This window comes from Brevibacillus laterosporus (genome assembly GCA_007833815.1).
Lineage (GTDB): Bacteria > Bacillota > Bacilli > Brevibacillales > Brevibacillaceae > Brevibacillus_B > Brevibacillus_B laterosporus_D.
Window position 1 is genome coordinate 3,920,278 of record CP033464.1, and the last position, 22,999, is coordinate 3,943,276.

Consider the following 22,999-nt stretch of genomic DNA (forward strand, 5'->3'; position numbering starts at 1 on the left):
AGTTGCGCTTCCACCTCACCAAGTTCGATGCGATAGCCACGGATTTTTACTTGGTGGTCGATGCGGCCCAAATACTCGATGTTTCCATCTGGTAGCCATTTAGCCAAATCGCCTGTCTTGTACATCTTCTCTTCTGATGCAAACGGATTATCAACGAACTTCTCTGCCGAAAGCTCTGGAAGATGTAAGTAACCCCTAGCCAGTCCTGCTCCTGCAATGCACAGCTCCCCGGCTACTCCAACTGGCTGAAGCTGATTATGTTGGTCTACGATATAAACTCGTTTGTTTGCAATTGGTTTTCCAATCGAGAGTTCCTGTTCTGGCTGCGTTATGGATAGTGACGTGGTTACTACAGTACTTTCTGTAGGACCGTATTCGTTGCAAATTTCGATGTTCGGATTTAACTCCGCCACCTTTCTAACAAGTGCTGAAACGATCTTCTCTCCACCCACGACAATATTTTTTACTGACTGTAAATCTTGTGGATTCATAGTCTCTACCATCGCCCATAAAAAGCTAGGTGAGCTTTGTAAGTGAGTAATTTTTTGTTGTGTAATTGCTTTCTTGATAGCCTCATGGTCCTTACTTTCTTCATCAGGTAATAGATATACCGTTGATCCCATGACTAAAGGTCCAAATAAGTGTGTAAGGAATGGATCAAACACAAACGGAGTTACCATCAAAACATGATCTTCCATCGAAAACTGGTACGTGTCCGCTTTCCAAAGGATCGTGTTTACAATGCTTGCATGCTGCACCATAACGCCCTTAGGCTTGCCTGTTGTGCCTGATGTATAGATGACATAGGCCATATCTTTTGGCCCATGTATCGGCTCCAGATTCGAACCATCTGTCTGGTATGAGGTTTCCTCTTCCAACAGCACGAGTGTACCTGTAAACGATACTCGATCCTGCAAATGACGCTGTGATACGAACAGTGTAACATTCGCATCCTCTAGCATGTAGCTGATACGCTCCTGCGGATACTCAGGATCAATTGGCACATAGGCACCGCCAGCTTTTAAAATGCCCAACATACCGACGATCATCTCTAGCGACCGCTCAGCCATGATACCTACGAGCTGATCGGCTTTTACACCTTTCATTCGCAAGGTTCTGGCTAATTGATTTGCGCGTTCATTCAGTTCACGATAGGAAAGCTTTGATTCTTCACAAACAATTGCCACCTGATCTGGTGTACGCTCCACCTGACTCTCAAACAATTGATGAAGCATTTTGTCCTGTGGATATGTCGCTTTCGTATCATTAAACATAGCTAAAATTTGCTCTTTCTCAGTTGCAGTGACCAATTCTAATTCGCTTACACATTGATGCGGATTGGACGTAATTTGCTCGACAATGTGAACAAAATGACCCTGTATTTTCTCAATACTCGCCCGATCAAATACCAAAGTATTATAACCGTAGCAAATCCCCATCTCTTCGCCAGGCATAATGATCAGGTTGAAGTCATAGTTAGTCTGTTCCACCGTATCTATGTTGCCAATTTCAAATTTTGACTGTCCAGTGCTTCCCAATTGCTCAATTTGCTGTTCCATTGGATAATTCTCAAACACCATAATGTGATTGATTAAATCCTGTTTTTGTTCGGTTAGCGCCTGAATATCGTAGAGCGGATAGGTGTCATAAGCATTAGATGCCAGTGCTTGTTCCTGAATCTTTCTCATTACCTCCGCAACTGTTTCCTCTGCTTCACAACGAATACGTACTGGAATTGTATTGATAAACAAACCAAGGATGTTTTCAACACCAGGAATGTCAGCCGGTCTTCCAGAGACGACGCTTCCAAAGACGGCATCATGATGATTATTATATTTCTGGAGCATGATTCCCCATGCAGTCTGCATCAGTGTATTGATTGTTACCTGATTCTGCTTAGCTGTTTGATTCAAACGTTTGGTAAGTTCTTTACTAAACGTGCAATTTAGCTTAGTTGCCACATAACCCTCTGCTTGGCTGTCTTTCCCATGCTTCTTCTCGTTTATCAACAACGTTTGCTGTTCATACCCAGCTAAATACTCGCTCCAGTAGCTAGATGCACTCTCCCGATCTTGCCGTCCTAGCCATTCAATATAGTGACTATAAGGAGTCAATGCAGCATACTCAGGCTGCCTGTTTTCCCGAATCGCAATATAGCCACCAAATACTTCTTTTGTCATGATAGACACGCACCAGCCGTCCATCACCATATGGTGGAAGCTCCAAATAAAGTGGTACTTTTCTTCCTCTGTGCGAAGAATCGATACACGAATTAATGAATCATGAGCTAAATCAAAGCCTCTTGCTTTGTCTTCGCTCTTATAAGTTGCGATATAGGAATTTCGTGTAGCCATATCCATTTCGCGTAAGTCTTCATAGTGAAGTTCACCATTTTTGTGTCGATAAACCACTTGTACTGGCTGGTCTTTCAAGCCATTGTAGAAGTTTGTTCTCAATGCCTCGTGTCTTTGTACCCATGCATCTAAACTTTTAGCATACGCGGTAAGATCGAAGCTTCCCGTTAGATCAAAGGTTGTTTGTTCAAAATAAGCACCAGAATGCGGATTCATCAAGCTGTGGAAATACATACCTTTCTGCATCGGCGTTAATTCGTATACATTTTCCACTTCGCCTACTTCTTGCGTTTGTTCTACTAACCGATCAAGCTCCTCAATGCTCAGTTCAGCTAATAAAACATCACTTGGCGTAAGTTCTGTACTTTTTTTCGCCACGCAATGTGCTACCACATCACGTAAAGACTCTTGGAACAAGCTAGCTACTTGCTCAATTGTTTCTTTGTTATATTCCTTGTCACTATATCTGATTGACATCTCTAATCTGCCATTAGAAATCATTCCGTTAATATTTAAAGCGGTTTTCATTTCTATCAGTTCACTTACAGCTTCTCCAACGGAATAAGGTGATAGCTGCATCTCGTTATGCTGGTAATCCTGATCAAACTGACCTAAGTAGTTAAAACTGATTTCCGGCTCTACTTCAAATACAACGTTGCCCTGCAACGTTGATAGGTATCTCAAGATTCCGTAACCAATACCCTTTTTAGGAATATGGCGTAGCCCTTCCTTGACGCCCTTAATTTTCTGAGATAAATTCCTACCCGCTTGTACCTCTACCACAACTGGATACTGACTTGTAAACCAACCCACTGTTCGGGTGATATCAACATCCGCAATGATTGACTCTCTACCGTGCCCTTCAAGATTAACGAAAACCTGTTCCATACCAGTCCAAGCATGGATTGTCATCCCAAGTGCAGTCAGTAACAAATCATTTACTTCTGTTGCGTATGCACGATTCGCCTGTTTCAGCAATTGTTCCGTTTCCTGTTCAGTCCATTGAACGGTAACTATTTCGCTATCTTGTACCAGCTTCTTCGCTTGAGCATAATCCTTTGGAAGTAGCGGCATGTTCATTTGCTCAATCTGTTGCCAGTACTTTTGTTCATTCTCCATTGCTTCACTGTTCGCATAAAGGGACAACTGTTCGGTCCACATTTGGAACGAATCGGTTTTTTGCGGTAGTTGAATTGCTGCTCCGTTCTTCACTTGTTCATAACCCGTTGCAAGATCTTCAAATAGAATTCGCCACGAAATTCCGTCTACTGCTAAGTGATGAATAACGATCAATAGATGGTCCCCATCTACACATTGGAACAAGCCAAGTTTCATGAGCGGGCCTTCAAGTATATTTATGCTACTTTGAATTTCATTTGCTTTCTTCTCAATCGCTTTGGAGCAATCTATTACTCCTTTGAGGTCAATAACTTCAAGAGTGTATAGCTCCCCTTCGTCCACTCTGCGATTCCGTGCCTGGTATCCATTCTCAGTCAGAGTAAATACCATCCGCAAAGCGTCATGATGAGAAGCAACCTTCTGCATAACCTCACAAAGCGCTGTCTCCACAAACCCTTCTTTGCGATACAACATGAACGCTTGGTTAAAATGATGATGCTGTTCGACCTTCATCTGTTCAAAGAACCAGCGCTGTATCGGTGTAAGAGCTGTTTGACCCTCTACTTCCCCTTGATCTGCTATTTTGCTAACCAATTGAAGCTGTGGGCATAGCTTTTCTATTGTTGGATATTTAAACAAATCCTTCATTTCCAGCTTGTATCCAGATTGAAGTAATCTAGAAGAGACTTGGATTGCTTTGATTGAGTCTCCTCCTAGATCAAAGAAATTATCCAAGATACCCATTTTCTGACTTCCTAAAACAGTTTTCCAAATGGATACCAACAATTGCTCCACTTCTGTCCGAGGAGCTACATATTCCACTCCGGTGTGCATGATTTCTTCAGGTGCAGGTAGCTCTTTTCGATCAATTTTCCCATTTGAGGTAAGCGGCATTTGCTCCAATTGCACAAAGTAAGACGGAATCATGTAAGTAGGTAGTTCATGGGATAATTCGCTTCTGAGTTCGACCATACTCAGCTGGGTTTCAGCAACAAAATAGGCGCATAAATGCTTTTGCCCTGCTTCATCTTCCCTCGCTATGACAATAGCTTCTTGAACCGAATCTATCTTCAACAGCTGCGCTTCAACCTCACCAAGCTCAATACGGTATCCACGGATTTTTACCTGATGATCAATTCGGCCCAAATATTCAATGGTACCATCTGACATCCATCTTGCCAGATCGCCCGTTCTGTACATCCGCTCGCCTTCTCTAAAACGGCTATTCACAAATTTTTCTTCTGTAAGTTCTGGCCGATTCAAATACCCTCGTGCTAACCCTTCCCCAGCGATGCATAGCTCGCCTGGAACACCGATAGGTAGTAAATGACCGTCTGCATCTACAATGTAGATCCGATGGTTTTTAATAGGACTTCCGATAGGAACAACTTTCTCAGACATGGAATCCTTGTCATAAGACCATACAGATGAGCAGATTGAATCCTCTGTTGGACCATAGGCATTAAAATATGACACATGATCTTTCCATTTCTGTACTAATTCAACAGAAGAGGCAGACCCAGCAGTGATCAACGTTTTTAAGCTAGGCATATTGCTTGGCTCCAGATAAATTGCATAAGTAGGAGGCAAGGCCGCAACAGTAATTTGATTTTTTGTGATATAGTTTTCAAACAAACGGTAATTCATAATGACGGAAGTAGGAGGTATAAATAATGTTCCACCACAAATAAAAGCTTTAAAGAACTCTGCGCATGCAGCATCAAACGACATGCTGGCAAACTGCACCGTTCTATCTTGGGCGCTCAGGTTCAAATTGTATTCAAAATACGTTTTTAAATTGCACAGACCGTGATGCTCAACCATGACACCTTTTGGTTTGCCCGTTGTTCCAGATGTGTAAATAACATAAGCCAAATCATTAGGTCCAGTGATTGGTTCTACATTGGTATCGTCTGCGCTGTACACTTTCTCATCATCTAGCATTAGGAGTGTTCCCTCGAAGGAGATACGCTCCTGCAAATGACTTTGAACCATCAACAGCTGTGCACCAGAATCCTCCAGCATATAACGAATACGCTCTTCCGGGTATTCTGGATCAATAGGCACATAGGCCCCTCCAGCTTTTAATATCCCAAAGATACCAACTATCATTTCTAAAGAACGTTCTACCATGATGCCGACTAATTGGTTTGCCTGAACTCCCTTTGCTCGTAGGGTCCGTGCTAGTTGATTTGCTTTCTCGTTTAATTCACGATAGGTCAATTGTTCATCTTCATAAACGACCGCCACTTGATCCGGAGTTTGCTCCGCATGTTCTTCAAACAACTGGTAAACCGTTTTCTCGCGTGGATAGTTCGCTTGAGTATTGTTGAATACATCAACAATCTGCGTTTTCTCTATTGGTGTCACAGCTTCTAGTTCGTTTACGCGAGCATCTGGATTGTCTACAATCTGCTCCAGCATATGAACAAAGTGCATCCCGATTCGCTCAACACTCGCTTCATCATATACCAGAGCATTATATTCCAATAAAAGCTTCGTCTCTTCGCCCGGTATTACAGCTATATTGAAATCATAGTTTGTTTGTTCCGTTACTTTTACATCTACAATTGTGTAGCTGGCTTGTTTACCAATTCCCAATTGTTCCATTTCATGTTCCACAGGATAATTCTCAAACACCATGATATGGTTAATTAAATCTTGTTTTTGTGCAGTCAGACCTTGAATGTCATAGAGAGGATGCGTATCGTACGCATGCGATTCCAGTGCTTGCTCCTGCACTTTTCGCAATACTTCTCCTAACGTTTCTTCCCCTTTACAACGAATCCGTACCGGAATAGTATTGATAAATAAACCAATTACCCCTTCAATTCCTGGTATATCTGCCGTTCTTCCTGAAACGACACTCCCAAAAACAACATCCTGATTACTGTTATATTTTTGTAATAAAATGCCCCATGCGGTCTGCATGAACGTATTAATTGTCACCTGATGTTGCTTCGCGACCTGATTCATTCGGGCAACCAGTGTCTTAGTAAGCACGTTAGTCAGCTTCTTAGCAGAGTAGCCTTCTCTGTTCTGCGGCTTCTCTTTTGGCAAGAGTGATTGACTCTCGTAGCCTGCCAAATAATTGCTCCAATATTTGGATGTATCCTCTTCATTTTGACGCTCTAACCAATCAATGTACTGGCTATAAGGCGTTACGTCTTCCAACTCAGGTTGTCTTTTTTGCAGAATGGCGGAGTAGCCTTCAAACACTTCTTTGGTCATTATTGGTAAGCACCAGCCGTCCATCACAATATGATGGAAACTCCAAATGAAATGATAGGTTTCTGCTGTCGTACGCAAAATCGATACACGCATCAGAGAATCTTCAGCCAGATCAAATCCTCTTGCTTTGTCTTGGCTGGTAAAGGTAGTCAGATACATCTCACGTTCTGCCTCGTCCATTTCGCGCAAATCTTCAAAGTATAGCTCACTGCTCTTTTGTCGATAAACGACCTGAACAGGATCATCTTTCCATCCACTGTAGAAGTTGGTTCTCAGTGTTGCATGCCTTTGTGTGAGGGCATCTAGACTTTTACCAAAAGTGATGACATCAAAGCTACCCTGTATTTCAAACGTTAATTGTTCAAAATAAGCCCCTGAATGTGAGTCCATCAGGTTGTGGAACAACATACCTTTTTGCATCGGTGTCAATGAGTAAACGTTCTCAATCTCACCAATATGCTTCGTTTGTGCCACGAACCGATCAAGTTCCTCGACAGTCAGTCCTTTTAACAATAGATCGCTTGGTGTTAGTTCTACCTGCTCTTTTGTTAAGCAGTGCGCAATCACTAGTTGTAGGCTTACACGTAAAAGTTCACCTAATTGCTCCATTGTTTCTTTGCGATATTCTTTACTACTGTAACTAATTGTAAGTTTTAACGATCCATCTGTGACCATTGCATTCAAGTCAAGTGTATATTTTCTCACTGCCTGTCCACTTACGAAAGCTCCACTTGAATGATTCGACAGTTGAAGAGCATTATGCTGTAAATCCTGATCAAATTGACCCAAATAGTTAAAGCTGATCTCAGGCTCTGCTCTGCTTATGTCTCTATCTTGAGATTGGGTTAAGTAGCGTAAAATACCATAACCAATCCCCTTATGCGGAATTTGGCGCATCATTTCTTTGACTTGCTTGATCCGTTGAGAGACACCTTGATCTGTCCCCATCTGGAGCACAACAGGATACAGACTTGTAAACCAACCTACCGTACGCGTAACGTCAATATCTTGAATAATGGATTCGCGACCGTGACCCTCTACATTCACAAGCACTTGCTCTGTACCAGTCCAATCGTGTATAGCCATTCCCAAAGCCGTGAGCAATAAATCGTTAACTTCTGTGCTGTAAGCGCGATTTGCTTGTTTTAGCAACTGCTCCGTCTCTTGATCTGTCCATTGCACTGCTACGATTTGACTTTCCCCAATCACTGACTGTTCCTGAATGAAATCCTTTGGCAAATCTGTCTTGTCTATTTGTTCAATCTGTTGCCAATATGATTTCTCTTTTTGCAATTCTTCGCTGTCTGCATAAAGAGATAGTTCCTCGGCCCACTTTTGGAAGGAATCCGTTTTTTGTGGGAAGCTAATTGCTTCACCTTTTAGGGCCTGTTCATAACCACTCGCGATATCTTCAAATAAAATTCGCCACGAAACGCCATCAACTGCCACATGGTGAATGACAATCAGTAGGTGGTCCCCTTCTTGACATTGGAACAGTCCCAGCTTGATAAGTGGACCTTCTGTTAGAGCAATACTACTCTGAATTTCATTTACTTTGGTCTCAATGGTTTGGGTGCAGTCTGTTTCGCCTCTCAAATCAATCACTTCAAGACTATACAGCTCACCTTCCTCTATTCCTCGATACCATGTTTCGTATCCACTGTCTGACTCACGGACTGCTATGCGTAATGCATCATGATGAATGGCGATCTTTTGAATGACCTTGCGAAGTGCTGTTTCATCAAAACCTTTTTTCATGAAAAGCATGAAAGCCTGGTTATAATGATGCTGTTCAACTAATTTTTGCTCAAAGAACCAGTGCTGAATCGGCGTCAGTAAGGCAGCCCCCACTACCTCACCTTGATCAGCAACTTTCGTAATAAGTTGAATATGTCGACTTAATTGTGCAATGGTTGGAGAGGTGAACAAATCCTTCATTTCCAGCTTATAGCCCGCTTGAAGCATCCTAGAAGAGATCTGGATAGACTTAATGGAGTCTCCTCCTAGATCAAAGAAATTATCTAAAACACTAATTTTCTTAGCTCCTAGTACAGCCTGCCAAATGGATACCAATGTTTGTTCCATAGCCGTGCGAGGTGCAACATATTCTACACCTGTTTGGATACTTTCCTCTGGTGCTGGTAGAATTTTACGATCAATCTTTCCATTTGGAGAAAGTGGCATTTTATCCAATTGCACAAAATAGGATGGAACCATATACGTAGGTAGCTCTTGGGAGAGTTCGGCTCTTAGCTCACCTACAGTTAGTTGCTTGTTCGCTATGAAATACGCACACATTTGCTTCTGGCCGTTTGCATCTTCTCTAGCAATAACCACTGCTTCTTGTATGGCTTCCAATTTCAATAGCTGCAATTCGACTTCGCCAAGCTCAATGCGGTAGCCACGGATTTTTACTTGGTGATCAATCCGACCCAAATATTCAATGTTTCCATCCGGTAGCCATCTTGCCAAGTCTCCCGTTCTATACATTCGTTCTCCCGGTACAAACGGATTTTGCACAAATTTCTCTTCCGTAAGCTCCGGTCGATTCAGGTACCCTCTTGCTAACCCGACCCCAGTAATACATAACTCACCTGCTATCCCGATCGGCTGTAGGTACTCTGAGTCAGCCTGCACAATGTAGAGTTGGGTATTAAAAATGGGTTTACCAATTGGGATGATAGCGAGTTGCTCATCTGCATGACAATCAAAATACGTAACATCGACAGTAGCCTCAGTTGGTCCATATAGATTGATCAGCCTTGCTTGACTTACTGATGAAACCGCTCGCTGGAATCTGTCAACATGCTGTGGAGGCAAAGCTTCTCCACTCGCAAATACTTGACGTAATGAACCAAGTTTTGCCTTTACGATCTCACTTGGCTGTTGTTCAACATGATCCAAGAAAGCGTGCAACATTGCCGGAACAAAATGCATTGTTGTAATGCTATGTTCAGCTATTGTCTCTAAGATTCGCTCAGGGTTCTTCTCTCCTCCTACAGATAGAAGGCATACTTTGGAACCCACCATCGACCACCAGAATAGCTCCCATACCGACACGTCAAATGTAATCGCTGTTTTTTGTAGAATAGTGTCGGTTGCTGAAATAGGGTATTTTGTTTGCATCCACATCAGTCGATTGATAACCGAGTGGTGTTCGATCATGACCCCTTTAGGCTTGCCTGTAGATCCTGATGTATAAATGACATAAGCTAAGTGATTCGGTCCATTTACCGCTTCCAGATTCGAACTCTCTTGGCAATAGTTTTCAGCATCATTTATATCTACCATTTTCCCAGCAAAAGAGACTCTATCCAACAAATGATGTTGTACCAAGAGTAGTTTTGCTTCCGAATCCTCTAACATATAGCGGATTCTTTCCTCTGGAAATTCCGGGTCAATTGGTACATATGCACCGCCTGCTTTTAATATCCCAAAAATTCCAACCATCATTTCCAAGGAACGTTCTGTCATGATTCCGACTAATTGGTCTGCTTCTACTCCTTCAGCACGCAACTTTCGCGCTAACTGATTCGCTCTTTCATTTAATTCCCGGTAAGTAAGTTGTTCCCCTTCACATATTACAGCTACTTGTTCTGGTGTACGTGCTGCTTGTTCTTCAAACAGTTGGTGAATCAGCTTTTCACGTGGATAGTCGGCTAGTGTATTGTTGAATACAGATAAAATGTTATTTTTCTCTTCCTCGCGAAGTAAGGATATGTCAGCTATTTTTGAAATAGGATAATGAATGATTGTTTCAATAATGGTAAAGAACTGCTGAACAAGCTGCTCGATCTCCTCTTCTGTAAACAACTGTGCGCGATAATTAAGCTGAAACAAGATTTTTTGATTATCTACCCCATCAATCACATTCATTTCAAAATCATTAATGACATCCCCACAAAAGTTCTCGTTAACTTCAATTTCAGCATTTTCATACTGCAAATAATTCATTGGGCGGTACTGTACAGAAACGCCAAATAAACGCTGTAGATCCTTGTGTTGATGTGTTTCTCGCAAGTCTTCCATTATTTTGTTGTATGGAAATCTTTGATGGCGCAGGATCGAAACCTGTTCTTTTGACACAACTTGCAAGAATGAAAGCAGGTCCATATCGGGATCTACGAATACTCTAGTTGGTACTGTACTAACGAACATACCTATCATTTCTTTTTCTTTCTTTGTTGTTCTGTTCGCATAGAATGTACCTATAGACACATCATTCTGAGTTGTTTTTTTATGCATGTAGATGTAGATAGCAGCCATAAACACGGTTAACATACTGCTATTGGTTTGTTTGCAAACCTCTTGCAGGTTATTATACATGCTGTCTTCTAAGATAATATTTTTCCTTTTTCCAGCCGTACTTAAGGTAAGAGGATTGTATGATTTAGCCCCTATTACTTCAGGCAAGGTTCTGAATTTGTCCAGCCAATATGCTCTATCTTTTTGATAGCGATCAGACTCTTCGTAATCTTGCTCTGTCTGTATAAATTCAAAATAAGAATGATTCTCTGATATTTCTAGAATCGTACCATTTGTTATGTCGGAATAGTATTCATTCACTTGATTTATGAGCATTCTCGCAGAGATTCCATCGGTTACAATATGATGAATTTTGACATTGTACCAATATTCTTGGTCGCTAATCTTGCAAATGATAAATTGATATAAATCTGAATGAAAAAGTTCAAAGGGTGTTCTATTATGATGATCCAGCCGTTCCAACGCTTGAGCTTCGCCATCAGCACTTGAAAAATCCAAACATTCAAACGTTTTGTCAATATGCTCTTCCACATATTGTTGAGGATATCCGTTTTTAGCAGTTATTCTAATTCGAAAGGCATCGTACTGTCGAATAACCATATTTAAAGCTTGTTGTAAAGCGTTCAGTCTGATATTACCTTTCATTTTTATTGTCAATGAAATCGTCGAGACACCCGTGTTCGGATAAAGTAATTCAGAATACCATATCCTTTGTTGAGGCTGAGTCAACGAAAATAATTGAATCAAATCCTTATTCATATTGCTACACCTCTTGTTAGAAAATATATTTTATTATAAAAATTCACAATAATCGCTGATATTCAATACACTTTTCAGATATGGTATGAGCCAATTAGCTGTCCCATCCAATCCAATTATTGTCGGTACAAAATTAGCTTGTTAAAAGGTTCTGAGATTTCTTTACCTATGTATATGTGAAACAGCATGTTGCAAGGTTCGATTGTATGATAGTAAAAATGACTCTAATCTATGATTCTTGGGTGTATATGTCTAGTGATGTAGGACTGCTTGAGGAAAGACGTATTTTGACTGGAGGAATCAACGTGATTTATACCATCATCCCTTCTTTTCATGGATAGTTGAATCGCTTGAATTTTACCATGCTCAATTTCCTTTCTTAGTCATTTACATGTTTTTACATTGAAAAACCTTTATCCTCGCTGTAAAAACAAAGTCGTGCCTATTGTACGGTAAATTCATTGTAGTAAAAATAAACATTTACTACTAATTATAACATATCAGTTATATTCTTCCATTGAAGTATTTGTAAATTTTATGAACTTCAACATATCTTTTCTGTAAATTTCAAGTCAGAAGATACAAAATGCGACTACCCTAGCATTGTGCATAAACATGTCATTAGTTTATCGTGACTGCTTCACTATAAGTATTTTCGCTTGCAAATAGGCGGAGATATGGTCCTTCTTTCTCTTTCATTTCCAAAGGTGTCCCTTGATCTACGATAGACCCTTGCTCCATCACAAAAATGACATCCGCTATTTCAGCTGTCTGCATTTGATGCGTTACGATCATGACAGTTCTTTTATCTTTTAATGAGCGGATCGTATCACGAACACACTTTTCTGAGTGTGAATCAAGAGCAGATGTGGGTTCATCAAAAAGGATGATTGGAGCTTTTGATAATAGAGCACGCGCAATAGCGACTCTCTGGCGTTGTCCTCCTGATAAGCGTGCCTTATCCTCTCCAATAATCGTTTTGTATCCGTCAGGCAATTCCAAAATAAATTCGTGGGCAAAGGCAGCTTGTGCTGCTTCGACAAGTTCAAGCTCCTCTGCTTCCGGTCTTCCAAATCTGATGTTCTCTTCAATCGTTCCTTCAAATAAATGCGGGTCTTGTGGAACGTATGCTATCAATTCTCTTATCTGCGCTAGCGTATGAGTTTTTACATTGTTATCAAAGAAATAAATATCACCTTTCGCGGGCGGATAAAATCCAAGTAGCGCCTTTAATAATGTGCTTTTCCCTGAACCACTCGTTCCCACAACAGCGGCTATTTCCCCCACCCCGACAGACAGAGTCACACGATCTAACACCTTGTCCACTCCACGTTGTATAACGACACAATCTAATGAAAATGCTTCGATAGACAAGGGATTCTTTGGATAAAATAATGGCTTTTTCAATGAATCGTCAGCAACCAAAGGCCCGATTTCTTCAACTGGTTCGTTTAACAAGCCGTAAACCCTAGCTGACCCTGATAAGGAGCGCTGTAAAGAAGCAATAATCCTGCCAAATTCAAGAAAAATAAATACCATAGTCGTCTGCAACTGCACCAATTGCCCTAAAATCCCTAATTCATTTTTGGAATAGATAAACAATCCGACAACCAGCATACCGCCAAACATAACAAAACTGAATACAAAATTGATGGCATCTAATAAGCCGGTCTTAAAACCTTGGCTATTCGCCGTTTGAGCTAACTCATTGTTGGTATGGGCAAGGTCCTCCCTAACTACTTTCCCGGCAGAAAATGTTTTAACGACTGGCAGCCCTTCTATAAATCCGGCTATTTTTGCTGTTATTTCACCTAATTTTGCTTGCAATCGATCATTTGTCTCTCTTAACGGCTGAACAAAACGGACATTAACAAGAGTGATACCAATACCTAAAACAATAAAAATAAGAGAAAATCGCCAATCCATGATCAGCATTGTAGCTGTTACCATAACCAAGGTCATCGCATTTTGCAAAATATTACGCATACTTTCGCCATATGCCTCTTCCATGTTATGTGCATCGTTAATGATACGGGAAACCATTTCTCCTGGATGATTAGCTTCATAATATGAAACGGGAAGCTTAGTAAGATGTTTGTACAGCGTTACTCTAATATCAGCCATCGTCTTTTTAATGATTCGTTGCAGACAGTAGTGAATAACAGGAACAACTGCACTAAACACAAGAAAAGTTATGCTAATCAGTGTGGCAGAACGAATTAACAACTCCATGCTTCCGTTAACCGATGCTGTAATTAATTCATTAAGCGCAAAACTGATTGCAACTGGTAAAGAGCCCATAATAATACAATCGGCAAATAATGCGAAAAGATAGGCTCGACGCCGTGTCTTTAGAAAGACTAACATGTCCTTCCATTCCATATAGGCTTTTCTAAATCCCTGCAATTCCATTGTATTCCTCCCGTTTACTCCACTAAAAGGCTCGGTTGCACGATGTAACGCTGCTTAAACTGTGGGTCATAAAGCTCTCGATACAATCCGTTTTCTTCTATTAATGCTTGATGCGTTCCCCGCTCTACAATTTTCCCACGATCCAATACCCAGATTTCATCACAATATCGAATGGAAGAAAAGCGGTGTGCCACCATCACAACCGTCTTTTTATCTAAAAGCTTTTTTAGTCCCTCTTGGAACAAAAGCTCCGATTGAGCATCCAATGCTGAAGTAGGTTCGTCCATGACAATAAATGGAGCGTTCTTAATAAATGCACGCGCAACGGCGATTCGCTGTTTCTGACCACCAGATAATTGAAAACCGCCCTCACCAACAACAGTCTGATAGCCTTGAGACAGCTCTGAAATAAATTCGTGGGCATTGGCCAATTTCGCCGCTTCTACAATTTCTCCTATAGAAGCGCCTTCTTTTCCAAAAGCGATATTCTCCGCGATCGACTTAGAGAACAGAAAGACATCCTGCGGAACATAAGCAATTAATGAACGCATCAAGGAAACATCCCAATTTTCTGGACCATCGTCATCATCATTCACCCGCAAATGGCCTGCATTTGGAACATATAGGCCACAAAGCAGTTTCACAATGGTTGATTTACCGCCCCCACTTGGTCCGACGAGCGCGATATGACGTCCTGTTTTCAATTGAAAATTCACATCATGCAACACTGGATGTTTTTGTCCATCATAAGTAAAGGATATTCGTTCAAATTGCAAGCAAAGGTTACTTGTTGTGTCAGCTTTTGGAAAGGAACGTAACGAATGTATTTTCTCTTCAGGTAATGATAAGATTTCCCCCGAACGTTTATACGCGCCAAGTGCCTGTTGAAAATTTATAATTAATTCAGGAATCACAGAAACAGGCTGTAAAATATGCCCCAAGAAATAAACAAAAGCAATTAGCTCCTCTGCTTTCAATTCTTGATGAGCAATTAAGTAAGCTCCATACAAAATGCAGAATACCAAAGGGCTAGACATAAAGATGATATGAAGAGGATTCAGCCAAGCATGCCTGCGTTCGATCTGCAGACTTTTCTGTAGCATTTGTTCAATCGTTATTTGGAATTTGTGGAAAAAATGTCCGTATAAATGAAACACTTTAATGATTGGGATTCCTGAAATGGTATCCTTCATAATAGAGGCTGTACGACCAACCTGTTGCTGAAGTTCGTAGGAGTAGGTATTCAGAGGCTTACTTAACAAAGCTGCAAAAAGTAGTGCAAAGGGAACCAAAGATAAACTAAACAAAATTAATTTCCAGTTAATCATAAATAGATACATAAAAGCAGCAATAAACATCAGAGGCTCAATGATAAGTTTTGGAAAATGTTCAGATAAAAAACGTTGTACGAGTGTTAAATCGTTAGAAAAGCGGGATAGAAGGTCTCCAGTATTGTATTTTTCTATGGAGGAAAATGATGTATGTTCTAGTCTTTCAGCATATCGATTCCGCAAATCTCTTATAATAGAGGAACTGAACTTCGTAGACATCCATTTCACAAGAAAGTGTGAAATCATCCCAATAATCACGCATATGACAAACACATACAATAAGGTACCCATACGGTCTTGAGTGTCATTCATAGTATACGAGACCATCTGCTGAATATTGTATCCAATCACAACTTCTACGAAAACTGCTGCTATACTAAATAGCACGATTAAAACAAGATAATACCAATACGTAAAGATAATTGATACTATTTTTCCCCAGATTGATTCTTGCATGTGACTACTTATTCTTTTCAACAAGTTGTTCTCTCCTCAAGACTCCCTTGATTTTTCTACCTGTAATAAGAGTACACTATTATTAAATGGTTTTTAAGTTAATATTTTACAATATTTCTCCAAAATTTAAATTAAGCAATTTTTTACTCCTTACAAATGTTTATTACCAAGGCAGGATTGTTAATGAAAGACACCTTCAATTGTATGTTAATATGGAAAATAACAAGTTTTTCGTGTACATACGGAAAGTAGGCGACCTCGCATAAGGAGATGACGATGAAAAAAAGGATTGCTTTGTTAATACTAATTGCGTTATGCCTGTTCAATTATCTAAAATATGATTCACTTGATCAAAACCCATTTCTCGTTACTGATTATAGCCGACTTCATCCTGTTAAAGTAGAACGGGTGGTTGAAGGTAAAGAAGAAGACCAGTTAATCAATCTAGTAAAAGAAGCCACTGAAAAGAAGTTAACCATATCTATTGCGGGACAGAGACATAGTCAAGGGGGCCACACCTACTATAAAGACGGAATTCTAGTAGACATGACTCCCTTTAATAAAATCATGTCCATTCATCCAAAAGAAAAAAAGATTCGAGTTCAAGCTGGTGCCACTTGGAAAGATGTTCAAGACGCAATTAATCCATATGGACTATCAGTAAAGACCATGCAGTCGCAGAATATTTTTACTGTTGGAGGTTCCATTAGTATAAACGCCCATGGTAGAGATATCCGAAATGGATCATTAATCAAAAGTGTAGACTCCTTTCGTTTACTTACAGCAGACGGCCAAATAAGGCAGGTCAGTCGAACGGAAAATTCAGAATTATTTACCCTTGCGCTTGGAGGTTATGGGTTATTTGGACTTATTTTGGATGTTACGTTGACTCTTACGGAAGACGCTGTATACAGAGTAACAACTAATGCCATAACAGTTGAAGGATACACAGAATATTTCCGAAACAAAGTCAAGTCAGACCCAGATAATCACCTCCATCTCGCGCGCATTTCGGTAGCACCCGACAGTTTTCTTACTGACATGTATACCATTAATTATCGTATAGATAGGTCCGTCCCTCTCTATCAAAACAATACGTTAAAGAACCGTGAAGATTGGGTCATCCCTACAAAAATTCTCTTTCATCTGAATCGCTCTTTTGATTGGGGAAAAAACTCGTTCTGGTCGCTTCAACAGTATTATTTCTCTAAACAACAAGATTCCCTCATCAGTCGAAATAACGCAATGCGCTCGGAGTCGCAATTTATGGAATATAAAGAGGCTGGACAGAACGATCTGCTACAAGAATATTTTGTTCCAATACATGAGTTTACAAGCTTTATAAAAAGCTTAAAGTCAGTACTTAACAAGGAAGATTTGCATGTTTTAAACATTACCGTTCGACATGTAACTAAGGATGAAGAGGCAGTGTTATCTTATGCACGTGAGGATATGTTTGCACTCGTCTGCCTGTTTCACACACCACTTTCAGATCCAGAACAAGTGAAAACCAAGCAAGGGATTCAAAAAGTACTCGATGCTGTGATTCGTCATCAGGGAACGTATTAATTACCTTATGCTGCCTATCCAAGCCAGAAACAATTCCAAACGGTTTATCCAAAATATAAGGAATTTTTTATAAAGAAAAATCAATATGATCCTGATCATCTTTTTACGAACTACTTCTATGAACAATATAAGGGAGAATAATATATGAATATAACATGGCTCATTCGGTCACAAAGTATTGTTACTCTAGCGGGCGGTATGATATACCCCTATTATCTGTTATTTTTGAAAAATCTAGGAAATAGTTACTCAAAATACGGTTTAGCTTTTGCCGTTTTTACTGTGAGCTCAGCAGCCGTCTCTCAATGGCTTGCCCCCCGTTTGGATCGGCATAGTGCTCCTATTCTAGCGATAAGCTCTCTCGGAATGATGGTAGTCATGTTCGCCTTCCCTTGGGTATCCTCGTATATATGGGTACTTATATTACAAGCCATAATGGGAAGTTGCAATGCGATGCAAAAAATGAGTGAACGCATTCTACTAGCCGACAACACCGTATCTGGTTCGCGCGGTGCAATCATTGGGTCCTATCATTTCTGGACTTCCGTCGCTTCTGGCTTTGCAGTCATTCTTGGCGGCTATTTGATCGATTGGCTCACAATCAATGCTTTATTTTATACTAGTGCACTTTTATATGGATGTAGTTCTTGGGCAGTCTATCGTACCCTAAAAAAATAAAAGAAGATTCCCAAAAATATAACCGTACATATGACATAAAACATGGTTAGTCTCGTTAGATTTCTTTTTGTTCGCGTACCGTAATCACGATCTTTCGGTTTTATTCCAACCATGATGGTTCCAATGGCAGCTACTAAAACGATAATAATAATTAAAGGTATGATGTAAGTCATTATTTTCCACTCTTTCCACCGTTTTATTTATCATACCTCATGTCAGTAAGGTTCGAGACCATCCACTTTATCTTTATTTTGCTCATCCACTTTTACTATAATAAACTAATATACATATACAACGACAAATGGTCACTGTAATGTAATCAATGCATAGTCAAGTTCTGTTTTCAAAAAGGAAGGTGATGAGCATTATGAATTGGCAATCAGATCGTCATGACGTAAAACCTATCTATAAACAAATTGCTTCTCATCTAGAGAATCAGATTGCATGCGGAGAGTTTCCATCGGGTAGTAAGCTTCCATCCGAAAGAGAACTAGCCAAGCAATTACAAGTAAATCGCAGTACAATTGTAGCCGCATATGAAGAGTTGCAGGCATTAGGTCTGGTGGAACGAAAGCATGGGAGCGGCACAAAGGTTAGTAGTGATATATGGGGGATCTCATACAAGCGAATTCCAAACTGGCGACACATTGTAGAACAAGGTTCTTTATTACCAAATGTTCCTCTTTTCCGACAAATACAACAAGAAACTCATCATAGCCAAATCATTGATTTGGCTAGCGGAGAGCTATCACCCGATCTTTTCCCCAGTCATTTCTTTCAAGAACTGATGGCCACAAAGCCCTTCACCTGGCATCTTGGGTATGAAAAACCACAAGGTAACATCACCTTGCGTGAAACGATTTGCACTCATGTAAAGAAGAAAAAACAGATTGAGGTGACACCTGCCTCTATTCTGATTACATCCGGTGCTCAGCAAGCCCTGCATTTAGTCATCCAATGCCTTCTTAGGGCTGGCGATGCAATAGCAATTGAAGATCCATCCTATTTTTATTCCTTACCCTTATTTCAATCAGCCGGTCTACGAATTTTTTTATTGCCTACAGATCAAGATGGGATTAATCCAGATGATGTAGAGCGTTTGTATAAAAAGCATCGTATTAAAATGATCTTTGTAAATCCACACTTTCAGAATCCGACAGGAACATTGCTCTCAATGGAACGAAAGCTTCATCTGTTAGAAATATCGGCTAAATATGGAATTCCTATTGTGGAAGACGATCCTTACAGCTTAACTTCGTTTAGCGGTGAACCCGTGATGACGCTCAAATCAATGGATCAGCATGGAACCGTATTATATGTAAGCTCCCTTACAAAGCTAGCTGCCTCTGGACTTCGAATCGGTTGGGTAATTGGACCGCAAACAGTTATTGAGCGCTTAGCCGATGCCAAGCAGCAGGTGGATTTCGGGCATAGTATTTTTCCGGAGTGGATCTCCCATCACTTTCTATCTTCAGAGATATTCGACACGCATATAGATGACATGCGTGCTAAGCTTTTGCAAAAGAGCAATATTATCATGCAAGCCTTGCAAAACAAATTGACAGATAAAGTCTCCTATTTGGTGCCACAAGGGGGGATTCATTTATGGTGCAAATTAAATCAACCTGTGAACGAGAGCGCGTTGATAAAAGAAGCCATTTTGCATGGGGTAGTATTTGTTCCTGGAAGCGTGCTAGGTTCTAAGGAAGGTTACGTACGATTTACCTTTGGACGAGCTGAAGATGATCTCATCGAAGAAGGAATAGACCGGTTTGCTCAAGCCCTTAGTATTGCGATTGAATGATTACTCTTTTCACCTTGTTTAGTATTTTTCTTTAATAGAATGACCTATCTGGCCTTTTATTCCTGAAAATGAGCGGTTTTATCACCTGATTGAAAGGCAAAAAGCTTGGTCACGGCACCAAGCTTTTGTTGTTATTCATGATTCTTGTGTTCGAGTAACCAGCAATCCCTTAATTCCCCTTCATGCCTTTCGTGTTTAGGAAGCAATTTTACCTTTTTGAATCCGCAACGAATGTAACAACGAATGGCCCGCTCGTTCCAGGCTTGAGGGTCCATAACCACCTTATGTGCTCCTTTTTCCTTATGTAAATATTCCACCATAGCACTAACGAGAAGCCTGCCGATGCCACTGTTCCACCTTTCAGGCTCTCCTATAAATTGATCTGTCCCATAAACAACTTCTTTTTCGGTGTACCCATAATCCAGCTTCATTTGTTCATCTATCTGGTAAAACTGTAAATAGCCGATTGCTTGCCAATCATATTCTACGATACACCGAGTCACTTCTTCATTATTTTCGTAATAGTGTTGCATTACTTTGTTCAGATCATGAGGATTGTCTCTCCCTTCATAGTATTCTAATACAACCGGATTCGTAAGCCATTTTACTAACCAATGCTTATGTGCCTCCACTAATTTCCTAACCAATACTTTCTCCTTTTGAAAAATCACGACAAACCCTCCATTGGTCTCATATTAATCACTCGGACAGATTAACCAATTCATCATCTCTAAACCTACGATCATGTCGTTTGCACAGACCGCCAGCGTTTCAAAATCGGGCAAGACCTTTGATTGTGCAAGCGAATAGAGGTTGGAGGCAATAAAGTTTTTCTGATCTTCATGCACTTGCAAAGCAATGCATTCTTCCCAATTTTGGGAAGTAATATCTCGTAAGATAGGGTTCACATATCGGCATCTGCTTACAGGTATCGCCTCCAGAATCAAACTTGCTATATTCTATGTGAGAAGTGACAACTTGTACTAGAAAAACAGCATACTTGTCAGAAAATTGGGTTTCTTAATTAGAAAAGCAGAAAAACCCTGAAGATGAGCTTTAAGGTTTTTTTGCAGTGACGCTATGAATAAGTTGGCACTAGTATCTTTCCAAAATCAAAGCCGTCTTCAAAGAGTCTTTTGGCAAAAACCATCCCTTTTCTTTCAGGAACACTATTAATTTTTTTTGTTCCTCTACCGCTACACTGCTTTTGGCGGTTTTGAAGGATGCTTCTACAATATATTCCACACTATTTCCAGAGGCAGCTTTAATCGGCCAAATTTCCACATAGGTTTTCAGCCCATTCCATGTTCCTGTGTAGCGTTTTGCCAAAACAGGACCGTAGATTCTCGCTTGTTCTAATTTTTCTTTCCCCCAGCCGGCGTAGAGCCATTTATCCAGTTTTCCTGGAATATTGGTGGTCACTAGTTTAATAGAGTCGGCAAGAGAAGGCAACTCTGTTCCTTGATAACCTGATTGCTTTACTTTTTTCTCTCTGGAGATGCTTAAGGTTTTTTGCTTGTAACCCCATTCCACCTGCGCTTCATAATCGGTGTCTGTAGCATCAAAGCCATCCTTATTAGCCTGTGTCAAGGCAGCAGCAATGTCATCGTTTTTGATGGGATATCTTTTCTTATAGGTTAATTCCAGATGTTCTTTACTGTCCGATTTGCGGATGCGGCTGATCCAGCCTTCTTGATTCAAATCCTGATCATCTGTATCCAGAAACTGCACATTCATTTTTATGACGGAGTCAGGCATGTTGAATGCTTTAAGGACTTCTGGCAACAGCTTATGGTCAGAGGACAGCACTTGATCAGGGTCCAGCAGCAGCTTCACTTCATAGTCTGGCTCCAGATTGCCGGCCGCTTGTACGGCTTCAGAAGTGCCAAAAAAGGAGGAACAAAGGCCAAGACAGACAGCAAATGCCATAGTTGCATGCTTGAATGCGTGGATGGTTTTCACTTTAACAGCTCCTTTTATTTTGGAATTCGTTAGGAAACATGGTAGAAAATGATTATGAAAAAATACCGGAATTATTTATAGTTTTTGTAAATCCATTCATCTGTGCATGATGAACGGTTCACAAGCGGTACGGTCGTATATGAATGATAAAGAGATGTATAGCCTATTATTTCATTCAAGGCTTCGTGTTACAATTAGCTACTTCGTTGGTTGAAGTTACACTTATTTGATATATTCTTCATATTTTACATAATTTCCGGTATATAATTAATATTTTCTACACTATGAAAATTTTGTTTCCTCTTGTTAGTAAATCATCCTTTCATAACTTTGGCCAACAAAAAAGGATGTAGCATAAGCCACACCTTACATAAAATTTACCTCCAACTATAGTGCGTCTTTTGCCTTGCATGTGAATTTAAATCCTAATCCGCCGTAGATATTGATGCTATCGGAATACGTCTATCTTCTTGTTGGGTTGGTTAGCCAACCCATTCCGTATTCACAGTTTGACCTTTTTGCTGCCTTATTAACTACAGTCGCTGTTGTTGTAGGTTTTTTAATCGCTCTATTTTAGTGAGACAGAAATACCAAAAAACCTGAAGATACAAGCACTACTATTTAGATTTTTTCTAATTTGGGATATCCTTTAAAGGCAACCGGAAAATTTTCGGAATAATTTGCTACATCTGAAAGTTCCTCTACTGTTGGGTGTGGTTCCTGTTCCTTTACATACAGATCATATTTTTAAGAAGTTTTTGCAACTTTTTAGTAAGATAATACGACTACTAAAGTAGTGAATTTTGTATTTCTTGTTACAAAAAAATTTATGGCAATATGTTTTAAAAAATTACATCTCTTAAATGAAACAAGAACACTAGTTCATTAGTGTTCTTGTTAAAAAATGGAAATGGTAGATCATCCAATGATTTTGGATCAGTCCGCTCCAGCAACTGAGTTTTTACCTTTCCGCGTGGATCAAGCCATAGGAAGGGGGATGCCGCCTTCTTTCGTGAACCCACGCCAGCAGATACACCTAAGACACCCCCCCTTTTTGC

Annotated in this window: 9 protein-coding genes and 2 pseudogenes (1 of these 11 cut by a window edge); 3 read left to right on the plus strand and 8 right to left on the minus strand. The window is 40.2% G+C overall.

Annotated features, from left to right (window positions below; all coding sequences use genetic code 11):
- The 3 genes from EEL30_19270 to EEL30_19280 form a co-directional block, all read right to left on the minus strand.
- Positions 1 to 11,729, minus strand: the start of a protein-coding gene (locus tag EEL30_19270; protein ID QDX94235.1) for an amino acid adenylation domain-containing protein. Its footprint begins 24,859 nt before the window's first position; the window shows 11,729 of its 36,588 coding nt (coding positions 1-11,729); it begins with the start codon at positions 11,727 to 11,729; its stop codon lies off the left edge, out of view.
- A 621-nt stretch (positions 11,730 to 12,350) separates the two neighbouring features.
- Positions 12,351 to 14,141 (minus strand): ABC transporter ATP-binding protein, encoded by a 1,791-nt coding sequence (locus EEL30_19275; protein ID QDX94236.1) that lies wholly within the window; start codon positions 14,139 to 14,141, stop codon positions 12,351 to 12,353.
- Positions 14,142 to 14,155: 14 nt separating this feature from the next.
- Entirely contained in the window at positions 14,156 to 15,952 is a 1,797-nt protein-coding gene (locus EEL30_19280) for an ABC transporter ATP-binding protein (GenBank protein ID QDX94237.1), read from the minus strand.
- Positions 15,953 to 16,204: 252 nt separating this feature from the next.
- Between EEL30_19280 and EEL30_19285 the strand changes: the two are divergent.
- Positions 16,205 to 17,638 (plus strand): annotated as a pseudogene (locus EEL30_19285) (FAD-binding oxidoreductase).
- 3 nt (positions 17,639 to 17,641) lie between these two features.
- Positions 17,642 to 18,175 (plus strand): MFS transporter, encoded by a 534-nt coding sequence (locus EEL30_19290; GenBank protein ID QDX94238.1) that lies wholly within the window; start codon positions 17,642 to 17,644, stop codon positions 18,173 to 18,175.
- Here the strand turns inward: EEL30_19290 and EEL30_19295 are convergent.
- Positions 18,154 to 18,348, minus strand: coding sequence for a hypothetical protein (locus EEL30_19295; protein QDX94239.1), 195 nt, complete (start codon positions 18,346 to 18,348; stop codon positions 18,154 to 18,156). The genes EEL30_19290 and EEL30_19295 overlap by 22 nt on opposite strands.
- A gap of 194 nt (positions 18,349 to 18,542) precedes the next feature.
- On the opposite strand from EEL30_19295, the gene EEL30_19300 reads away from it, so the two are divergent.
- Positions 18,543 to 19,979, plus strand: a complete 1,437-nt coding sequence (locus tag EEL30_19300; protein ID QDX94240.1) for a PLP-dependent aminotransferase family protein — start codon at positions 18,543 to 18,545, stop codon at positions 19,977 to 19,979.
- 131 nt (positions 19,980 to 20,110) lie between these two features.
- Here EEL30_19300 and EEL30_19305 read toward each other — a convergent pair whose 3' ends face one another.
- The 4 genes and pseudogenes from EEL30_19305 to EEL30_19320 all read right to left on the minus strand — a co-directional run bounded on the left by EEL30_19305 (position 20,111) and on the right by EEL30_19320 (position 22,963).
- Complete coding sequence (locus EEL30_19305; protein ID QDX94241.1) at positions 20,111 to 20,650, minus strand: GNAT family N-acetyltransferase; 540 nt, start codon at positions 20,648 to 20,650, stop codon at positions 20,111 to 20,113.
- A gap of 87 nt (positions 20,651 to 20,737) precedes the next feature.
- Positions 20,738 to 20,887 (minus strand): annotated as a pseudogene (locus EEL30_19310) (GNAT family N-acetyltransferase).
- Positions 20,888 to 21,074: 187 nt separating this feature from the next.
- Positions 21,075 to 21,941: a hypothetical protein gene (locus EEL30_19315; GenBank protein ID QDX94242.1), complete on the minus strand. Its 867-nt coding sequence runs from the start codon at positions 21,939 to 21,941 to the stop codon at positions 21,075 to 21,077.
- Positions 21,942 to 22,783: 842 nt separating this feature from the next.
- A complete protein-coding gene (locus EEL30_19320) occupies positions 22,784 to 22,963 on the minus strand; it encodes a hypothetical protein (protein ID QDX94243.1) in 180 nt (59 codons plus the stop codon).
- Positions 22,964 to 22,999 lie beyond the last annotated feature (36 nt).

Bases quoted from the DNA above. Each gene is read 5' to 3' on its own strand.
- EEL30_19275 (QDX94236.1), bottom strand. From the start codon at position 14,141: ATGGAATTGCAGGGATTTAGAAAAGCCTATATGGAATGGAAGGACATG.
- EEL30_19290 (QDX94238.1), top strand. From the start codon at position 17,642: ATGAATATAACATGGCTCATTCGGTCACAAAGTATTGTTACTCTAGCG.
- EEL30_19295 (QDX94239.1), bottom strand. From the start codon at position 18,348: ATGACTTACATCATACCTTTAATTATTATTATCGTTTTAGTAGCTGCC.
- EEL30_19300 (QDX94240.1), top strand. From the start codon at position 18,543: ATGAATTGGCAATCAGATCGTCATGACGTAAAACCTATCTATAAACAA.